Source organism: Bradyrhizobium sp. ORS 86 (assembly GCF_045571475.1).
Classification (GTDB): Bacteria; Pseudomonadota; Alphaproteobacteria; order Rhizobiales; family Xanthobacteraceae; genus Bradyrhizobium.
The window spans coordinates 2,097,207-2,114,152 of sequence record NZ_CP120699.1 but is presented as its reverse complement, the minus strand read 5'-3'; the positions used below and the strand labels follow the sequence as shown (position 1 = coordinate 2,114,152).

Genomic DNA, 16,946 nt, shown 5'->3' with positions numbered 1-16,946 from the left:
AGACATTGCGAAATCAAGTGCTGCCATTGCCAAGCTTCGGACGCGCAACACCTTGCTTCAATACGTCAGTTGACCGATTTTGCGCGGGGCAGCGCGGGTGGCGCACGGCTCATTGGATCGGAAAGAACTGGCCCGTTCGATGCGGCAGCCCTCGAGGCGCCATCGAGTTCATGTAGCTCCGACATCATAGAACAACTTATGATTGTTGGCCCCGAAGTGCCGGGCCCAAGCGAATCGGCCAGCCCTTTACGGTCGTCGGACAGGCAAAATAGCCGGTGCCAACAGGTCTTATCTGTCGTAAGCTCGTCAGCAAAACGAGCCAATTCGAGCCGCCGAGAGCAATAAGGCGGCACGACAGCCGCTCAAAAGAAAATTAGCATCAAACCGAACGCTACCGGCTGGCTCCTTCCGGAATAATATCTCAGGGGGAAGCAGTGAGAGCACACTTAGAGAGTTCGGTGATTGTTCCGTGGGATGCGGCATCCGTCGATCCACGCGCGCAGCTGATTGACAGAACTTCGGAGGTAACGCGACTTATCCGCGACCTGGTGCGGTGCTCTGCTTTCACTCTGACGGCCTGGGATCCTCTGTCTCAGACCCATCTCCATCAGACGCTTGCAAGTGACGGTTACTGCGAGAAACTGCTCGAGCACATCAACGATGATTTCGTGACGGGCAATCCTGCCTTCGCCATTGCGCATCGCGACGATCCGCGCTCTCTCAGGTGGCGGGACTGTGAGCAGGACTGGGATCTTTGGTTTCCCGACACTCTGACGGCCCGCGAATATCTCATTCCGTCAGGCTTCCACGAAGGCTCGACCATGTGCCTGCGGTTACCGGATGGACGCTACGTCGGCGCCTTCCATATGAACTGGACGGCTTCGAGCGCCGCAACGGATGAGCGCAGAGAGATCACTCAGCGATTTCGCCCCATTCTGGCTGAGCTGTGCGACCGGCTGAGAACGCCGCGTCTGCTCGCCGAAGGCGTAGCTCCTAATTCGTTCGCGCTGGTCATATCTTCGAGTGGCGCAACTTTTAATTTGCTGGCACGCGCACCGGGACCCCACCTCGGCGAAGGCGGCGCATTGCGTCAACAGCTCCTGGAAATGCTCAGGCCGTGGATGCCGCGGCGCTTCCTGTGGAGCGATGATGCCGGCCATTGCCACCGGGTTTCAATCATACCTTGTCAGCGCAACATGGTCCTGGTCACGGAGGAACAGATTTCGTGGCCATACGATCTCTCGTTCAGAGAGATCCAGGTCTTGCATCTGGTTGCAACCGGCGCGTCAAATCCGCAAATCGCGGACCAGCTGTTCGTCTCGCCGCGTACGGTCTCGACGCACATCGAGCACATCCTTGCAAAGATGGGGTGTGTCTCGCGAACCCAGCTCGCGGCGAAAGCCATGTCCGAGGGACTATTGCTTGTTCAGACACCTGCCAAGCGCGCCCGTGGTCGCGATGTCTGGTAGGCCGCGACCTCAAGCTTGAAAAGAAGGGCTAGTATCCAGGCTCCCCAGCCAGATTTCCAGCACGCAACAAATAGCAAATAAATCAGACGCTTAATGGCACCGCAAGCCAATCTGCGTACCCACGACTTGCGCTGAACCGAGGCGAGGAGCGACCGCGCTCCCGCACCAACGGTCCTGCCCAACCGCTGCCCGTGTTGAGGGGAATACGCCTCCGCGTGATCACACGGAGGTTCGTTTGCGAGGTGCCTCATTGTCGGCGGCGGATTTTCGCTGGACGGTTCGGGGACAAATGCTCTCCCGTCCCGGTGGCACCGGACCGCACGGCTCGATTGCATTGTCCACCATCTGGGGCTGGTACTGGGCCTAGTCTAAGATCGAATTCGTTAAAAGCTGGAATTCTTGGCCGGAAGTTGTGCACACCGCGCGTCAAGCGCGGGCGTTGTGTTCCCGCACTTCATCCTCGATTTGGGCAACGAGCTTATCAAGCTGCCCCTCTTCGAAAACTTCCGGATGGTTCGGAGCCCGTTCGAGGATGGCTATGGCGCTGCGATAAGCATCCTGCAATGTCGGATTAGTGGGAGCGCCAACGATAAAGTGCGGCTTGAATTGTTCGGCCTTGCCATCGGCAACGACAGCGGACAGATGCCCGAGCCATTCGCGCGCCTTCGTCTTGATGCCGTCAGCGTCGGCAAGGTCGAAGGACAGTGGCTCATAGACATGCCACTGGCCATTCTTCCACGCGTGCTTAAAGACAATGTCGTCCACGGTGCCGCTGATGGATTTTTCCTGAAGATGTTGCGCGAGGTTGCGCTCTTCGAGCTTCTGGCGAACCGGACGCCAAACATCATCGTCGGAGCGGCGGGAACGATGATGCGTATCGTACCGCGACACGTGTCTATCAAAGAGACGATCCAATGCCTCATCTGGATTTGCGGTCAACCCGGTGCCAGATGGTGACCATTGAAGAGAGCTATCGTCGGGCGGCACGGCACGGCGCGCGATGGCGGCTGCGTCGCCTTCACTCTTCAGGAGGCCAGCTTCCCTTTCGTGCTTGGTGACCAGTTGCAAGCCCTTGCGCACGGCGGTCATCGACGACAGGAAGGCTTTGCGATCAATGTCCGGGAAAACGCCCTTCAGGCGTCCAATCGTGCCGCGCATTTTGTAGCGAACAAGACCCTTGGACGGCACGAAGAGAACCACGCCAACATTGACGAACTCGCCCGTCAGTACGTCGTGAAAGTACCGGAGTAGCGTGTAGCTGTATGCTGCCTTGTCTGTCATGAGAGCACCCGCTTCACTTCTTCCAAAACTGCATCAATGTTGTCTCGTGCGTCCCGAATCAGCTTGGTCGCGCTTGCCGCAGCGCTCGCTACGTCGGTCCATTCGGCTGGAAGTGCCTTTTCATAATCCGTGATCTGGGCGTCCGACAAGCCTGACCATGCGGCACGGATTGGCCCGAAGTCGATGGAACGCCCTTTGAGCCCCGCCCGGAAAATATGATTCCCATTCGTTTCCATAGACTTAAGACCGCCTATGACCCAAGGGGGGCTCCATTGCTGCCCAAAGATAGGTAGATCATGAGAAAAAGCCAACTCGTGGTCGAAAATACGCAAGTCGTCGCCGCGAACGAGGCAATTCGGGTTATCCGACCTTCGGTCAGGGTTTTGGATGATCCCGTCAAAGGTGAAGATGGCGGCTGCGGCCGGCAGCATCGCGTCCGAAATCACGTTGCCGGGCTTCCAAATGTCGAATTGCCCGATAACGAGACGAGAGCCAAATCCGATAAGCGATCCGCGTCGTGCTTTGCCGCGTCGTTCGGGGTCGGGAATCGTGTCGACCCATTCCGTAGTCGCTTCAATCAAGAATGGCTCTGGCACTGGTAAGCGGAGGTCGCCCGCGAGACACGCGCCAATGATCTCTCTTGCGAGGCTGACATTGCCAAGGTCGCAACCGCCAGCGAACTTAGCGACCACTTCGATTGGTTCCCCGCTCGCCAATTCACAGGTAATGAACGACGGTTTGGTGCGGCCCTGTTTCGGTGCGAGGTCGAATTGGATCGGTGAGATACGTTTCAGCACGCCTTAACGCCCATCCCCCTGCGCCGATGCTTGCGATTTTGACCGGCTAGGCCCTGCCGCCTGCCAAGCGCGTGTAATGCCCGAAAGAATCACTCGTTTTGGACGAGTATAGAGGCTATGGCCTCTTGCGCGAGTGGCGAAGCGGGCTAGAACAAACAAGAAACTGGGTTGAGATCGGTAATCCGTACGGATCGCCGATAGGGGCAGATGAACGACTACACCGCATACCACAGCCGGTACCTTGCGCACCGGATCACGCTCGAAGGCGTCGACGAAGACGCCTTCGCGAAATCCCTTTCGACGGCGCGCGTGGACATGAACCCGCATCAGGTCGACGCCGCGCTGTTCGCCTTGCAGCCGCCGATCCCGCGCGGCGCGATCCTTGCCGCCGAGGTTGGCCATTACATCGAGACGCCGAAGAAATATCGCGCGCGGGTTTCAAGTGGTTCTTAGGTGCTGCAAAGCATCGATTTCCGAGTCGGTGACGCCAAGGCGGTGCGCGATTTCCGCGCCTGTCGTGCCACCAAGCGACACGCGGCGCTATGTCTATGGCGGCTTCAAGCTTGATCGACTCCGACCATGAGCCGGCGTGCTGCGGTGGGTAAAGCCGGGTGGCAAACAATTCCAAATCGAACTCCGGCGCGGCGAGCATTACGAGCCCGATTTTGTGGTGGAGACGAAAGCCGAAAAGCTCATCGTGGAAATCAAGGTCCGGCGCGATCTCGAGGATGGGACGGTGAAGGCCAAGGCGAAGGCCGCCCGGACATGGGTGGGGCACGCCAACGATCACGCCAAGACCTACGGCGGCAAGCCATGGTGCTATGTGCTTATCCCGCATGATGCGATGCTGGAAAACGTGACCTTGGCGGGACTCGCCGCGAAGTTTTGGTCAAACAGCGATCATCGAAGAGCCCGAGCTCGTGTAAAGGGGGCCGAACCAACGCGAATCAGCCGATACGATTCGTCATGATCACACGCTAAAGCGCGTGTCAACTACGGAAAAGGATTCGAGCGCACTTGCGGAAGAACGTAGGTGCTCCCATGTCCTTCATCGCCGCTGGAATTGGCCAGTTGGCACGGTCGTTTGGAATGTCAACTGGTAGCATGACTGCTGCGCAGGCCACGACGATTAACATCGTCGGTCCGGCGAAGTCGCGCCATGAGACTGTGAACATGCTTCGCACCTCGACGACTAGACTATACTGCATCGCGTTTTTGAAACCCGCGTTGGGGGAAAGCCTGTTCGAGACAATGGGAAAGAAGCCGACGGATTGATGCGTGCGATTGGGGGGCGTTCGGCCACAGGCCGAGGTTCAGGGTTCGAGCCAGCCTCCCAATCACTGCGAAATTGGGGAATTGCTTGGGGCACGAATGGTTCAAGAAGCGGGGCTATCGCCACTTTGACGCGCCAGTTGGTCTTTCTTTTGTGTCTTCAGTGTGCAGTCCGGCGTTTGTCGCGAAGCATTCTTGGCTTCCACTGATTCACTACGTCAAGCGCGTCAAACGTTACAAACCGAAGGATGGCAAGACGGTCTACAAGGATCGCGACATCATGTTCGCGTCGCACCGCGACACCTGCATCCTTGCCAAATACGCCCATGAGACGGGCAAACTGCTTGATCAGCACTACGAACATTCGAAATTAAGTGATCACGTTATCGCCTATCGTAGGCTTGGGCAGGCCAACTACGATTTCTCGGCGAAGGCTTACCGTTTCGTCCAGGACCATCAGCCTTGCGTGGTGCTTTGCTTCGACATTACCGGATTCTTTGACAATCTTGACCATGCCATCCTTAAAAGCCGGCTGAAGCGGCTGCTTGGCGTCAAGGAACTTCCCTCGGATTGGTACGCTGTTTTCCGGCACGTCACGAAATTCAGCAAGGTTGACCGGAAGACGCTGGAGGCCCATCCGGTGTTCTCCGAGAGGATCAAGGGAGGCGGTCGCGAGCCGATTGCGACGATCGCGGAGCTCCATAAAGCGGGCATCGCGATCGTCACCAATCCCGACAAATTTTGTATTCCGCAAGGAACGCCCATCAGTAGCGCGTTTTCGAATCTCTACATGATGGATGTGGATGCCACGATGGCCAGTGCTTGCGCGAAGATCGGCGGCCTGTATCAGCGGTATTCGGACGACATTCTTGTGATTTGTCCGGTCCATCAGGAAACCGAGATCACGAAAACACTGAAAGCGGTCATTGCTGACCACAAGCTTGAGATCAAGGACGAGAAGACCGAGCGCGCCGAGTTCGGGACCGGGAGCGATAAGAGCTTTCAGTATCTAGGCTTTAACATGTCGAAGAGTGGGGCTTCGATCCGGCCTTCGTCGATGGCGCGGCAGTGGCGCAAAGCCAAACGCGCCATCACAACTACAACAAAGATTGGTGAAAAGGCGATCGCGGAAGGTCGCGCGAACAAGATCTTCACTAAGAGGTTGCGCAAGCGTTTTGCTCCGGTCGGAGCCCGCAACTTCTCCAAGTATGCGCGGTACGCAGCGACGCTTTCGGCGCCAAGCAAATTGTTCGACAGGCTATGAGGCTTGAACGAATGGTAGATCAGGCCATTCGCGAGATCGAAAAGATCACTAACTTATCGAACGGAAGTTAAGGAAACAGCAGCTTCTGCCGTGTGCCGCCGACTTTTAGCCTGATACTTTTGCTGTTCTATACCCCAGCCATCAAGCTAAGGGACGGTTCCGAAGAGACGCTCTTCCAGCGAGGTAATTTTGTCTCCAGCTCCAGCCTCACGAATTCTTCCAGACGCCCTTGGTTGGTCATGCGGGTCTGCATGTACCCGATTTCTTGCTCGCGATTCTTCAGCGAAGACTTCGTCTCTTGACGCTTGGCGTCGAGAAGAGCGCGCTCATTGGCCACGACATCGAGTTGCTCCTCCAGCTCCGCACTGCGGAGCGCCAACGACTCGACCTCCTCGGTCATGGTGTTCGCGTCGTCCCTTACCGAATCCGTTTCAGCTCTAGCCTCTCGGAGGGCGCCTCTGACGCCTGGATTTGTGCCTCCAAGGCGGCGTGGGACAGGCGCTGCACCGTAGCAAGCTCGATTAGTGAGCGCGAGCGGCCTTTCGAGCCCGGCCCCTCGGGAGCTTGGCCGAACGGTTCGCCAAACTCGAACGTTTGTCCATTCAGTGGCGTCGTGACCGACAACGAGGTGAAAGTCTACCTCGGCGAGCATGGCAACATCTGGCCGACTAGCATCTGGGCGCACGTGATGCTCGCCGGTCTAGAGCATGGGCCGATATACTGAGAAATGCAGCATCGCTTTAGACCAAAGAGGCGCGGGAAACCGCGCTCTTTTGTTGCTCCTGTTGGTTGAATTCGTAACACTACGAAGCCGAATCAGTCGCGCATTTTAGTCCGTTCTATTTATTCAAGAGAAGCAATGACGCCGGAAATCGATTTCGCGAAGCTCGCCGCCTCGGTCATCCAAGGTCAAATCAACAACGCCGTGGCCGCCGCTTCCAAGGGCATCAGAAGCGTAGTCGCCAAAGTCCTTGCGACCATCACCAAGGACCTTACGAAATACACCGAAGCAAAAATCAGGAAGTGTTCCTATGTTCGAACACCGATCATCAACCGCGACCATTCCACCCACATCTACAACATTTATGTCCAAACCAGATTACGGATGCGCCGCAACCTGGTCACCGACAGGACGTTCATCGCTGGCTTGTCCAATAGGGCCAGCTTTGTGATTGCTGGCAATGCTGGCAGCGGGAAATCGATGTTCATGCGCCATCTATTTCTCGAGCTTTGCAAGGCAGAACGCTCCAAGATTCCACTCTTCTTCGAGCTGAGGGAAATTAACGCATCTGAAAAGAAAGATATAAAGGAATTCCTCTACTACAATCTCATCGGCTCAAATGCGACGATTACGGAATCGCAATTCTTGGACAGCCTCAAGGCTGGCGTCTTCTCGCTGATCCTCGACGGCTTCGACGAAATCAATCACAAAGACCGCAAGGAAATCGAAACGCAGATCATAAAGCTCAGAGAACAGTGCCCCGACCTCCAGATCATTGTATCTAGTAGGCCAGATGCCGACCGCAGACTGGAAAGTTGGGAAGCGTTCGACACAGTCTACGTTGAGCCCCTGGAGGAGCCACAAGCGACCGAACTGATCGACAAGCTTGAGTATGACGCAAAGATCAAGGAAAAATTCTTAAAGGAAGCGAAGAGCCGGCTCTTTGTTACTCATAAGACTTTCTTGTCCAATCCTCTCCTGTGCATCATGATGCTCGTGACCTTTGAACAGACGGGTCACATTCCAACGAAGCGTCACGTCTTCTACGAGAAAGCGTTTGACGCCCTGTTCTCAATACACGACGCCGCAAAGGAAGGCGTCTATAAAAGAAAGACCTATTCAAACCTCTCGGTAGATGAATTCCGAAACTGCATGTCGGCCTTCTGCATGGTAACTTATCTGCAGGAGCTCTTTATCTTCACCAAGTCGCAGTTCAGGGCCGCCCTGCAAAAAGCGCTTGAGCTTGAACGACTCGAAATCAATATCGACGATCTTACTAGCGATATGATCGAGTCGACCTGTCTCATTCAAATCGAAGGAACTGATTACGCTTTCACCCACCGCTCATTTCAGGAGTATTTTGCTGCGCTGTTTATTTCGCGCAGTCCAGCCGTTGGCGCGAAAGCTCTACTGGATAGCATAGCGCGCCGGAATACCGACGACGTCATCAGCATGGCCTTCGCAATCAACCGCGGATTGATCGAGCGGGAATGGATCATCCCTACATTGGAACGAGTGTCCAACTCAGCCACAGCACAAGCGCTCCAAAATGATCCTGTCGCCTTCGTTGAAGAGCATGTCGGCACTATCCTTATGCAAATTCAGCCGAACGGATTACCTACAATCAACCTCGGCTGGGTGGGCCCACGCGTAGCACTTCTGACTATCGGAGGATTGTACGAGAACGAGATACTGAACATCGCGCTGTCGAGTCTCGTCGCGACACGAAAAGACCAAGAGGAAGCTAATGCTTACTATAATCGCATGGTGCTAAAACACGATGAGCGACTGAAAAGGCTTGGAAAATCGAGATACTTAGTCCTCTCATTACAGGACCTAGCAGGCTGTTGAAGAAGTTTTTGAACGGCGCGCGATGAATGGGACGTTGTCGCCGTTGAGGAGGCAGATCTCCCCTTCGAGTGAGCCGTCATCTTGCAGTTCGGCCCAACCATCATCCTCGGCTGGCTCCATTTCGTCGTTGCCCTGCCAGCCGAACTCGATGGTATCTGCGTGGCAGGCTCCATGAATGGAGCCAGTGAGGCAGTCGAAGGCGAATTCGCCGCCGGCCTCGTCGAACAGAATGTAGGCGCCCGCCAAGGCCATGTCGTAGCCCGGCGTCTCGACGACCTGCCATCTGCCCCGAATGCTCATGCCGGTGCCGCCAGAAGCTTAGGAAGCCGGATCAGATTGTAGGCCGCAAGCGCCAGGACGAAGGCGGCATCCACGCGGTCGCGGCCTCGCAGCTTGACCTTGGCCAAGCCAGCGGAACTCTTGATCCAACCGAAGACTTCTTCGATGCGTTTGCGGCAGCGTTGGCTGACGTCGTAGCCGCTGTGACGCGTGGTACGTGCGTCGATCGCCGTCTTGCGCCGCTTGCCAGTCTTGCTCAGATGTCCATCAATCGCGATATGCGGGGTAACCGATCGATCTCTCAGGTCCTGCACGAACTGCGTGACATCATAGGCCTTGTCCGCTCCCAGAGTGATCCGCTTCGCGCGCCTCTGCCTGTCGATCATGGCAAGCGCAATCTCCCGTTCGGCGGTACCCGTCGCTTGGCTCACTCTGCCCAAAACCGCTAAACCATTGCGGTTCTCCATCAGAGCATGGCCCATATAACTCAGCTTGGCTGGCTGGCCGTCACCCTTCTTGTAGAGCCGCGCCTCAGGATCGGTCGTGCTCGCATGCGTTTCGTTGGATCGCTTCTCCTTGTGGAAGCTGCGCTCGGCGTTGCGTCCCGGACCATCCTCGTCTTTGTCGCTGCCATCCTTCTTCCGGAAGCTCTTGATCGAAGCCCAGGCTTCAATCAGCGTACCATCCACCGAGAAGTGATCGTTCGATAGCAGACGCTTGACCTTTGGCTGCGCCAAAAGCGCGTTCAGGAACTTGGCCGCAATCTCGCCTTCGAGCAGCCGGTCGCGGTTCTTCGAGAAGGTTGAATGGTTCCAAACCGCATCGTCCACCCCGAGCCCAACGAACCAGCGGAACAGAAGATCGAACTCCATCCGTTCCATCAGATGCCGTTCCGAGCGAACCCCATAAAACGCCTGGAGGAGCATCGCCCGAAGCAACTTCTCGGGGGCGATCGAGGGGCGACCGAAGTCCGTATAGAGTTCGCTGAACTCCCCAGAAAGGTCGCACAGCGCTGCATTCGCCAAGTCGCGGATTACCCGCAGCGGATGGTCGATGCGAACCCGGGCCTCCAGGTCCACATAACTGAATAGCGAGCCGGACCGTTCGTCACTTCCCCGCATCGCGTCCCCAATGGAATCCCCGTCCTAGAGAATCACGATACGAAGCGCTTCGCTACCGACTTCTTCAACAGCCTGCTAGACCTCATCAGGAAAACTTCAATTCCAAGCACCCTCGGGAAGTTTCTTGTCGCCATTAGGGAAGCTCTCAGTTCATGCAGGCAGGCGGTCGACAACCAAGGTGACATCCTGACGAAGCTGACTGAAATGTCTCGTCAATCATCAAAGTGATCAGAGTGTTACACTTCGCCGCGCACGGCCTCGACTCACATCGAGGACATCCTTGCAAAGATGGGATGTGTCTCGCGGGCCCAGCTCGCTGGCGAAACCATGTCCGAGGGGCGGTTGCTTGCTCAGACACCTGCCAAGTGTGCCCGTGGTCGCGATCTCTGGTAGGCCACGAGCTCAGGCTTAAAAGGAAAGCCAGATTAGTATCCAGGTATCCAATCTGTCCCCGCCAGCGGAAGCCGTGTCATGGCGGCTGCCTCGACGGTCAGCGCGACAAGATCCTCCGGCTCCAGATTGTGCAGGCGGCTCTTGCCGCACGCACGCGCGATCGTCTGCGCTTCAAGCGTGAGGACCCTGAGGTAGTTCGCTAGCCTACGGCCCGCGAGCACCGGATCGAGCCGCTTCGAGAGAGCGGGATCCTGAGTGGTGATTCCGGCCGGATCTGTGCCCTCGTGCCAGTCATCGTAGCAGCCGGCGGTGGTCCCCAGCGCACGGTATTCGTCCTCATAACGGGGGTCGTTGTCACCGAGTGCGATCAACGCGGCGGTCCCAATTGCGACCGCATCCGCTCCCAGTGCAAGAGCCTTGGCGACGTCGGCACCGCTACGAATCCCGCCCGAGACAATCAATTGTACCTTTCGATGCATGCCAAGATCCTGCAGGGACTTAACCGCGCTCCGGATCGCCGCAAGAATCGGAATCCCGACATGCTCGATGAAGACATCCTGTGTCGCAGCGGTACCGCCCTGCATCCCGTCGAGAACCACGACGTCCGCCCCGGCTTTCACGGCGAGAGCAACATCGTAATAGGGTCGGCTTGCGCCCATTTTCAGGTAGATCGGCTTTTCCCAGCCTGTCAGTTCGCGCAGCTCGAGTATCTTGATTTCCAGGTCGTCCGCCCCCGTCCAGTCCGGATGCCGACAGGCCGATCTTTGATCGATTCCCTTGGGCAAAGATCGCATCTTGGCAACGCGATCGGAGATCTTCTGCCCGAGCAGCATGCCGCCGCCCCCCGGCTTGGCGCCCTGCCCGACGACAATCTCGATTGCATCCGCCTTGCGCAGGTCGTCCGGGCTCATGCCGTATCTTGAGGGCAAATATTGGTAGACAAGTGTCTTGGATTGGCCCCGCTCTTCCGGCGTCATGCCTCCGTCCCCTGTCGTGGTGGACGTGCCGGCCAGACTTGCTCCTCTGCCGAGCGCCTCTTTGGCCTGGGCCGAAAGAGCGCCGAAGCTCATGCCTGCGATGGTCACGGGGATCGCGAGCTCAATCGGTTTTTTGGCAAAACGCGTCCCAAGGACCACGCTGGTCTCGCAGCGTTCCCGATAGCCCTCCAGAGGATAGCGCGACATTGATGCGCCGAGGAATAGAAGGTCATCGAAATGCGGCACCTTCCGCTTGGTGCCGCCACCGCGAATGTCGTAAATGCCGGTCGCGGCCGCGCGGCGGATTTCCGCAATCGCATGCTCGTCAAAGGTAGCGGACGGGCGCGGCGGAATGTAGCCCCACGTCTTCTCAATCGTGTTCATCAATAGGCCCCAGCATTGTCGATGTGGAAGTTGTAGAGCTTGCGAGCAGACCCATAGCGCCGGAAGTCCGATACATCGACCTTGTGAGCCTCGTCAGCCTGCTTGAGGAGCGCAAAAAGCTCGGCGCGATGTTCGTCCGTCAGCTCCTTTTCGATGCAATCGGCGCCGAGACTCTCGACTTTACCGCGAACATAGATGCGGGCCTCGTAGATCGAATCGCCCAAGGCTTCGCCGGCATCGCCAAACGCAACCAGGCGGCCGGCCTGGCCCATAAAGCCTGACAGGTGGCCGATACCGCCCTTTACGACAATATCCACCCCCTTCATGGAGATGCCGCAGCGGGCGCTCGCATTGCCTTCGATCAAAAGGAGGCCACCATGAGCCGTCGCGCCGGCACACTGGCTGGCATCGCCCTTGACGTGGATCAGACCGGACATCATGTTTTCGCCGACTCCCTGGCCGGCATTTCCATCGATGACAATGCTGGCCCACTTGTTCATGCCGCCGCAATAGTAGCCGACATGGCCGGCGATCTCGACATCGAGCGGCGCGTCGATCCCGACCGCAATCGCGTGTGCTCCGTTGGGGTTCAAGACCCGAACGGACGTCTGGTCGGTCTTCGTATCGCTGCCGAGCGCCTGCAACATCGCGTTGAGATCACGAAGCGGCGTCGTCAGAAGATCAATCTTCCGGGTGTAGCTAGACGACCGGAGCTGATTCAGATCGCGTTGCGACCAGTTGCCGATGTCGATCTGGTTCATTCCCTAGTGCTCCCAGAAGTAAGCTGTTGCGGGCTTCGGCTCGAAAACCTGCGCGCTTTTGATTCCCGGCAGGGATGTCAGGCTCCGATACTCGGAGGCAAACGCCACATAGTCGTCGGTTTCTGCCATCACCGCAGGTTTGCACGCGATTGGATCGCGCAGCACGCCGAAGCCGTTCTTGGTCCCGACCACAAAGGTGAAGAATCCGTCCAGATCGTCCACGCTCGACTTTAACGCCTCTCCAAGCGTTCTGCCCCGCTTCAACTCACGGGTCAGATAGCCGGCGGCGACCTCGGTGTCGTTCTCGGTCGCGGGGGCAATACCGTCGCGCTTAAGCTCACGCCGAAGAGATGCATGATTGGAGAGCGAACCGTTGTGAACCAGACATTGATCGGGGCCGGTCGAGAACGGGTGAGCGCCCGTCGTGGTCACTGCGGACTCGGTGGCCATGCGGGTGTGCGCGATGCCATGCGTGCCAGAAAGCGAGGCAATGTCGAACGAACGCGCGACATCGTCGGGATAACCGACTTCCTTGTAGATCTCGAGATTGAACCCCTCGCTCAGAATCCGAACGTCGTGAGCGTTCTCGAAGAGCCAATCGCGGCACAGTCTCACGAGATCGGTTGGCACGGTCACAACCGCGTGCGTGTAACGGCTCGTCACCGAAAGCGGAGCACCAATTGATCGTGAGAGCATCACTCCGAGCGCCTCGAAGTCGGATCTTCCTTCCACAGAGGTCAGCGTAAGTTTCGCTTTTTCTGGGGTTCCGTCCGTATACAGCGCAAAACCGGCAGAGTCGGGCCCCCGGCTACACAAGGTCGACGTCATTGACGCAAGCAGCTCGCCGAGGCGCGGCTGAAGTCGCGTTCCTTTGATAAACAGGCCTGCAATTCCACACATGTTTCTCTCCGGCACAGGTGAGATCAAAAGAAGCTGAGATATCTTTCAACTTCCCAGTCGGACACGTGGCGGTGGTATTCCAGCCACTCCGACCTCTTCAGCGAGGTGAACTCTTTGATGACTTGCTCCCCGAGAGCGCCTGCAAACAGCTGATCGGACTCAAGCGCATCGAGCGCTTCAGTGAGCGTCTGCGGAAGAAGATCTACGCCCATCTCCTTGATGGCCTCGAGCGAGAGACCGTAGAAGTTGACATTTCTGGGCGCGCCTGGCTCGAGCTTGCGCTCAATGCCATCGAGACCGGCGGCAATGAGGGCCGCGGTTGCGAGGTACGGATTCATGCTGCTGTCGCCAGTGCGAATCTCGAGCCTGCCGTAGGGAATCCGCGCCATCGCGGTGCGGTTGTTGTCGCCATAAGCAATAAAGGCGGGAGCCCATGTCGCGCCGGACACCGTGTGACCGACGACAAGACGCTTGTAAGAGTTCACGGTTGGCGCCAGAAGCGCCGTCAGCGCCTTTGCATGGGCAAGCACACCGCCCAGGAAATGATAGGCGAGCCTGCTCAAGCCCATTCCACGCGGGTCCGCGTCATCGTGGAAGAGATTCTGCCCGTCTCGATCGGCAATCGAGCAGTGGATATGCATACCACTGCCGGTCGAATTGCTGCGCGGCTTAGGCATGAACGAGCAGATTGCGCCGAGATCATGCGCGATTTCCGAGGCCGCCATCTTGAAGTAGACGATCTGGTCTGCTGTCTTCAGTGCGTCGGCGTATTTGAAGTTGATTTCATACTGCCCGTTCGCGTCTTCGTGATCGATTTGATAGACGTCGATCCCGACCGCTTGTAGGCATTCCGTCACCCGCTCAAGGAAGCTTCGCCCGCGCATGAGGCCGCGATAATCATAAGCAGGCTTGGCGAGCGTGTCCGTGCCGTCGAACGGCGACAGCTTCCCATCCGGCTCGCGTCGTAGGAGAATGAACTCAGGCTCCAGGCCTGTATTGAATGTCCAGCCCCGCTCCGCAAGTCGCGCGGCCTGCCTCTTGAGGACATTACGCGTGTCGATTGGATAAGGCGTCCCTTTCACCGTGCCGACACCCATCATGCGTGCATATCCCGGGGCCCATGGGGTCACCAACAGGGTATCGAGTTCGCAGACCACCATGTATTCGGCTTCATGGGGAAGCAGGCCAAGCCCCCAAGCGCCCCCACCAGCAAATCCGGCCCCTTCCTTCAAGAGGTCTTCAAGGTGCTGGACCGGAACGGCTTTGCTCTTCGCGACGCCATGCAGATCGACGAACTGCGCAAGCACGTAGCGGATACCCGCCTGCTTCAGGAAAGCCTGAGCCCCGCCAAGGTCCAACCCCTTAGGGGTCGCGAGGCTTCCTGGTGACATTGCGCCCGTCCACGCGTTCGGGAGATGCATTCGAACTTCTCCTTTGGTTGGCAGCCCCGCCATGTTGCACCAGGTCTGGCGAGTTGCCCATGCCGGCAAAGATGCTTGTATTGCCTTATTGCATTTCATGCAACTTCTTTTTATTATATGCAAGTCGTAAGTAAGGTGCCACGTGTCGAACTCCATCAAGAGTGCCAACTCAGATGATGAGCCCATGGGAATTCGCCTGTGTGAGCTTGCTGAAGGCTGGGCAAAGTACTGGTCGACGCCGGCCGCTCCGTTCTGGTGGCGCGCGGCCCCGCCGATGGCTGGTCCCTGGCCAACTCCGGCCGAGAGAGCCGATGTTGTCGTCATTGGAGCCGGCTTTACCGGCCTTTCTGCCGCCTTGGTCCTCGCTCGCGCAGGGCGCCAGGTTGTGGTCGTTGACGCTGGCGCGCCCGGCGTTGGTGCCAGCACTCGCAACGGCGGACAGGTTGGCAGCGGCAATCAGAAGGTTCGCGTGAAGACCCTCATCCAAATGAAAGGGGAGCGGAAGGCTGTCGAGCTGCTTCGTGAAGGGATCGAAATGCTCGACGGACTGGAAGCTCTCACGCAGCGAGAGAGGATCGACTGCTCGTTTACGCGCTGCGGGCGCTTCCGCGGCGCGATGCGGCCAGAGCATTACGAAAATATGGCTCGCGACATGGAGGATCTGAGGCGCTACGTCGGTGTCGAGTCCTGCATGATCACTCGATCCGAGCAGCACAGCGAGATTGGCTCGGATTTGTTTTATGGGGGATCGCTGCTACCGAACGATGCGAGCCTTCATCCGGGCAAGTACCATGCGGGCCTCCTGGACCGAGTCGTTCAAGCTGGGGCCGCGGTTCACGGCGGTGCACCGGTACGTGGAATCACGAGTGAAGGCGCTCAGCACACGCTACACTTCGATGGTTTCGAAATTCAGGCCAAAGACGTCCTCGTTGCGACGAACGGCTACACCAAAAATGTCGGCGCATATTTTAAAAAGCGGATCGTCCCGATCCGGTCGGCGCAGCTCGCGACCGAGACAATTCCCGCGCAACTCTTTGATCAACTGATGCCACGACGGCGCGTCTACGGGAACAGCAATCGCGTGTTCTTCTATTTTCGTCCGGCGCCAGACGAAAACCGGCTGATTTGGGGTGGGCGCGCAAACCATTTTGCCGGCGACACCGTGCTCGCGGCGTACTCGCACCTGGCGCGTGACGTTTTGCGTACCTTTCCGGAATTGAGAGACGTAAGAGTTTCCTACGCCTGGAGCGGTCTCATCGGTTACACATTCGACGAGTTTCCGCACTTGGGCCGGACACCTGCTGGCATCCATTACGCAATGGGATATTGCGGAACGGGCGTTTCGCGCTCCACGCATTTTGGACGAAAGATTGCGCTCCAAATGCTCGGCGAGACGGAAGGTCGATCGGCGTTCGACGAGCTGACCTTCCCAACTCATATGTTCCACGCTGTCGCAAGACCGGCCGTACCCGCCGTTGAAACATGGTATCGCGCGCGCGATTTCACAGGACTTTAGAAGGAGGTGAAATGACCACTTACGTGAAGGCACAACAGCAGCGACAAAACATATCTTCGGGCGGAGCTTACGAAAACGTCTTTGGCTATTCGAGAGCTGTGGCGAAGAATGGTCAAGTTCACGTGTCCGGCACGTGCGCCCCGGCCGACTTCCAAGACAGCAGCGCTTATGAGCAGGCAACAGCCGCTATAAGGACAATTTCGATGGCGCTTAGGGCTGCGGGAGCGGAGCTCAGCGATGTCGTACGCACCGTCGTGTACGTTCGCGACATTGCTGACGCGGACGAAGTCGCAAGAGCTCACGTGGAAACGTTCGGCTCCATTCGGCCAGCTTCAACTCTGGTGCAAGTCACATCGATGTTGCGCGCTTGGCAACTGGTTGAGATCGAGGCGTATGCGTTAATTGGATGAGGTACTCATCTGATCCTGCGGGAATCAGACGATCATATCTAGGTCGACATTTGACGCAAGCCTGACTGGGCTTGTAATTCGCTTGCCCCTAGCGAGCTAAATACATCTAGCGAATGGCGGCAGGTGCCC

General features: G+C 57.5%; 16 protein-coding genes. 7 read left to right on the top strand and 9 right to left on the bottom strand.

Annotated features, from left to right (window positions below):
* Positions 1-458: 458 nt before the first annotated feature.
* Positions 459-1,469, top strand: coding sequence for a helix-turn-helix transcriptional regulator (locus P6U25_RS09635; RefSeq protein WP_280973300.1), 1,011 nt, complete (start codon positions 459-461; stop codon positions 1,467-1,469).
* A 426-nt stretch (positions 1,470-1,895) separates the two neighbouring features.
* Here the strand turns inward: P6U25_RS09635 and P6U25_RS09630 are convergent, their stop codons facing one another.
* On the bottom strand, positions 1,896-2,750 hold the full coding sequence (locus P6U25_RS09630; protein ID WP_280973301.1) for a DUF3037 domain-containing protein: 855 nt from the start codon (positions 2,748-2,750) through the stop codon (positions 1,896-1,898).
* Positions 2,747-3,547 carry a HipA family kinase gene (locus P6U25_RS09625; protein WP_280973302.1) on the bottom strand — a complete coding sequence of 267 codons (801 nt, stop codon included), beginning with the start codon at positions 3,545-3,547 and terminating at the stop codon, positions 2,747-2,749. Before P6U25_RS09625 ends, P6U25_RS09630 begins: the two co-directional genes overlap by 4 nt.
* Positions 3,548-3,754: 207 nt before the next feature.
* Between P6U25_RS09625 and P6U25_RS09620 the strand changes: the two genes are divergently transcribed.
* From P6U25_RS09620 to P6U25_RS09610, 3 genes are all read left to right on the top strand, one after another.
* Complete coding sequence (locus P6U25_RS09620) at positions 3,755-4,000, top strand: hypothetical protein (RefSeq protein ID WP_280973303.1); 246 nt, start codon at positions 3,755-3,757, stop codon at positions 3,998-4,000.
* 136 nt (positions 4,001-4,136) lie between these two features.
* Positions 4,137-4,517: a hypothetical protein gene (locus tag P6U25_RS09615; protein WP_280973304.1), complete on the top strand. Its 381-nt coding sequence runs from the start codon at positions 4,137-4,139 to the stop codon at positions 4,515-4,517.
* A gap of 390 nt (positions 4,518-4,907) precedes the next feature.
* Entirely contained in the window at positions 4,908-6,083 is a 1,176-nt protein-coding gene (locus P6U25_RS09610; protein WP_407151093.1) for a reverse transcriptase domain-containing protein, read from the top strand.
* A 127-nt stretch (positions 6,084-6,210) separates the two neighbouring features.
* On the opposite strand, the gene P6U25_RS09605 is transcribed toward P6U25_RS09610, so the two are convergent.
* A complete protein-coding gene (locus tag P6U25_RS09605) occupies positions 6,211-6,483 on the bottom strand; it encodes a hypothetical protein (protein WP_280973306.1) in 273 nt (90 codons plus the stop codon).
* Between the two features lie 459 nt (positions 6,484-6,942).
* On the opposite strand from P6U25_RS09605, the gene P6U25_RS09600 reads away from it, so the two are divergent.
* Positions 6,943-8,655 carry an NACHT domain-containing protein gene (locus tag P6U25_RS09600; protein WP_407151092.1) on the top strand — a complete coding sequence of 571 codons (1,713 nt, stop codon included), beginning with the start codon at positions 6,943-6,945 and terminating at the stop codon, positions 8,653-8,655.
* Here P6U25_RS09600 and P6U25_RS09595 read toward each other — a convergent pair.
* The 6 genes from P6U25_RS09595 to glnT form a co-directional block, all read right to left on the bottom strand.
* On the bottom strand, positions 8,641-8,955 hold the full coding sequence (locus P6U25_RS09595; protein WP_407151091.1) for a hypothetical protein: 315 nt from the start codon (positions 8,953-8,955) through the stop codon (positions 8,641-8,643). The genes P6U25_RS09600 and P6U25_RS09595 overlap by 15 nt on opposite strands.
* The gene (locus P6U25_RS09590; RefSeq protein ID WP_407151090.1) at positions 8,952-10,055 is read right to left on the bottom strand and encodes an IS5 family transposase; all 1,104 of its coding nucleotides are present in this window, start codon (positions 10,053-10,055) and stop codon (positions 8,952-8,954) included. The genes P6U25_RS09595 and P6U25_RS09590 overlap by 4 nt, the downstream gene beginning before the upstream one ends.
* Positions 10,056-10,480: 425 nt before the next feature.
* On the bottom strand, positions 10,481-11,809 hold the full coding sequence (locus P6U25_RS09585; protein ID WP_280973308.1) for an FMN-binding glutamate synthase family protein: 1,329 nt from the start codon (positions 11,807-11,809) through the stop codon (positions 10,481-10,483).
* Complete coding sequence (locus P6U25_RS09580) at positions 11,809-12,456, bottom strand: protein glxC (protein ID WP_280978217.1); 648 nt, start codon at positions 12,454-12,456, stop codon at positions 11,809-11,811. The genes P6U25_RS09585 and P6U25_RS09580 overlap by 1 nt, the downstream gene beginning before the upstream one ends.
* Before the next feature lie 117 nt (positions 12,457-12,573).
* Positions 12,574-13,470: a glutamine amidotransferase family protein gene (locus tag P6U25_RS09575; protein WP_280973309.1), complete on the bottom strand. Its 897-nt coding sequence runs from the start codon at positions 13,468-13,470 to the stop codon at positions 12,574-12,576.
* Positions 13,471-13,493: 23 nt separating this feature from the next.
* Entirely contained in the window at positions 13,494-14,891 is a 1,398-nt protein-coding gene (gene glnT / locus P6U25_RS09570) for a type III glutamate--ammonia ligase (protein WP_280973310.1), read from the bottom strand.
* Positions 14,892-15,075: 184 nt separating this feature from the next.
* On the opposite strand from glnT, the gene P6U25_RS09565 reads away from it, so the two are divergent.
* Positions 15,076-16,407 carry an FAD-binding oxidoreductase gene (locus P6U25_RS09565; RefSeq protein ID WP_280973311.1) on the top strand — a complete coding sequence of 444 codons (1,332 nt, stop codon included), beginning with the start codon at positions 15,076-15,078 and terminating at the stop codon, positions 16,405-16,407.
* Positions 16,408-16,418: 11 nt separating this feature from the next.
* A complete protein-coding gene (locus tag P6U25_RS09560) occupies positions 16,419-16,817 on the top strand; it encodes a Rid family hydrolase (protein ID WP_280973312.1) in 399 nt (132 codons plus the stop codon).
* Positions 16,818-16,946 lie beyond the last annotated feature (129 nt).

What these genes read in the sequence shown, in the direction of transcription:
- P6U25_RS09630 (WP_280973301.1), bottom strand. Translation starts at nt 2,750, where the DNA reads ATGACAGACAAGGCAGCATACAGCTACACGCTACTCCGGTACTTTCAC.
- P6U25_RS09620 (WP_280973303.1), top strand. Translation starts at nt 3,755, where the DNA reads ATGAACGACTACACCGCATACCACAGCCGGTACCTTGCGCACCGGATC.
- P6U25_RS09605 (WP_280973306.1), bottom strand. Translation starts at nt 6,483, where the DNA reads ATGACCGAGGAGGTCGAGTCGTTGGCGCTCCGCAGTGCGGAGCTGGAG.
- P6U25_RS09600 (WP_407151092.1), top strand. Translation starts at nt 6,943, where the DNA reads ATGACGCCGGAAATCGATTTCGCGAAGCTCGCCGCCTCGGTCATCCAA.
- P6U25_RS09595 (WP_407151091.1), bottom strand. Translation starts at nt 8,955, where the DNA reads ATGAGCATTCGGGGCAGATGGCAGGTCGTCGAGACGCCGGGCTACGAC.
- P6U25_RS09590 (WP_407151090.1), bottom strand. Translation starts at nt 10,055, where the DNA reads ATGCGGGGAAGTGACGAACGGTCCGGCTCGCTATTCAGTTATGTGGAC.
- P6U25_RS09585 (WP_280973308.1), bottom strand. Translation starts at nt 11,809, where the DNA reads ATGAACACGATTGAGAAGACGTGGGGCTACATTCCGCCGCGCCCGTCC.
- P6U25_RS09580 (WP_280978217.1), bottom strand. Translation starts at nt 12,456, where the DNA reads ATGTTGCAGGCGCTCGGCAGCGATACGAAGACCGACCAGACGTCCGTT.
- P6U25_RS09575 (WP_280973309.1), bottom strand. Translation starts at nt 13,470, where the DNA reads ATGTGTGGAATTGCAGGCCTGTTTATCAAAGGAACGCGACTTCAGCCG.
- glnT (WP_280973310.1), bottom strand. Translation starts at nt 14,891, where the DNA reads ATGCATCTCCCGAACGCGTGGACGGGCGCAATGTCACCAGGAAGCCTC.
- P6U25_RS09565 (WP_280973311.1), top strand. Translation starts at nt 15,076, where the DNA reads ATGGGAATTCGCCTGTGTGAGCTTGCTGAAGGCTGGGCAAAGTACTGG.
- P6U25_RS09560 (WP_280973312.1), top strand. Translation starts at nt 16,419, where the DNA reads ATGACCACTTACGTGAAGGCACAACAGCAGCGACAAAACATATCTTCG.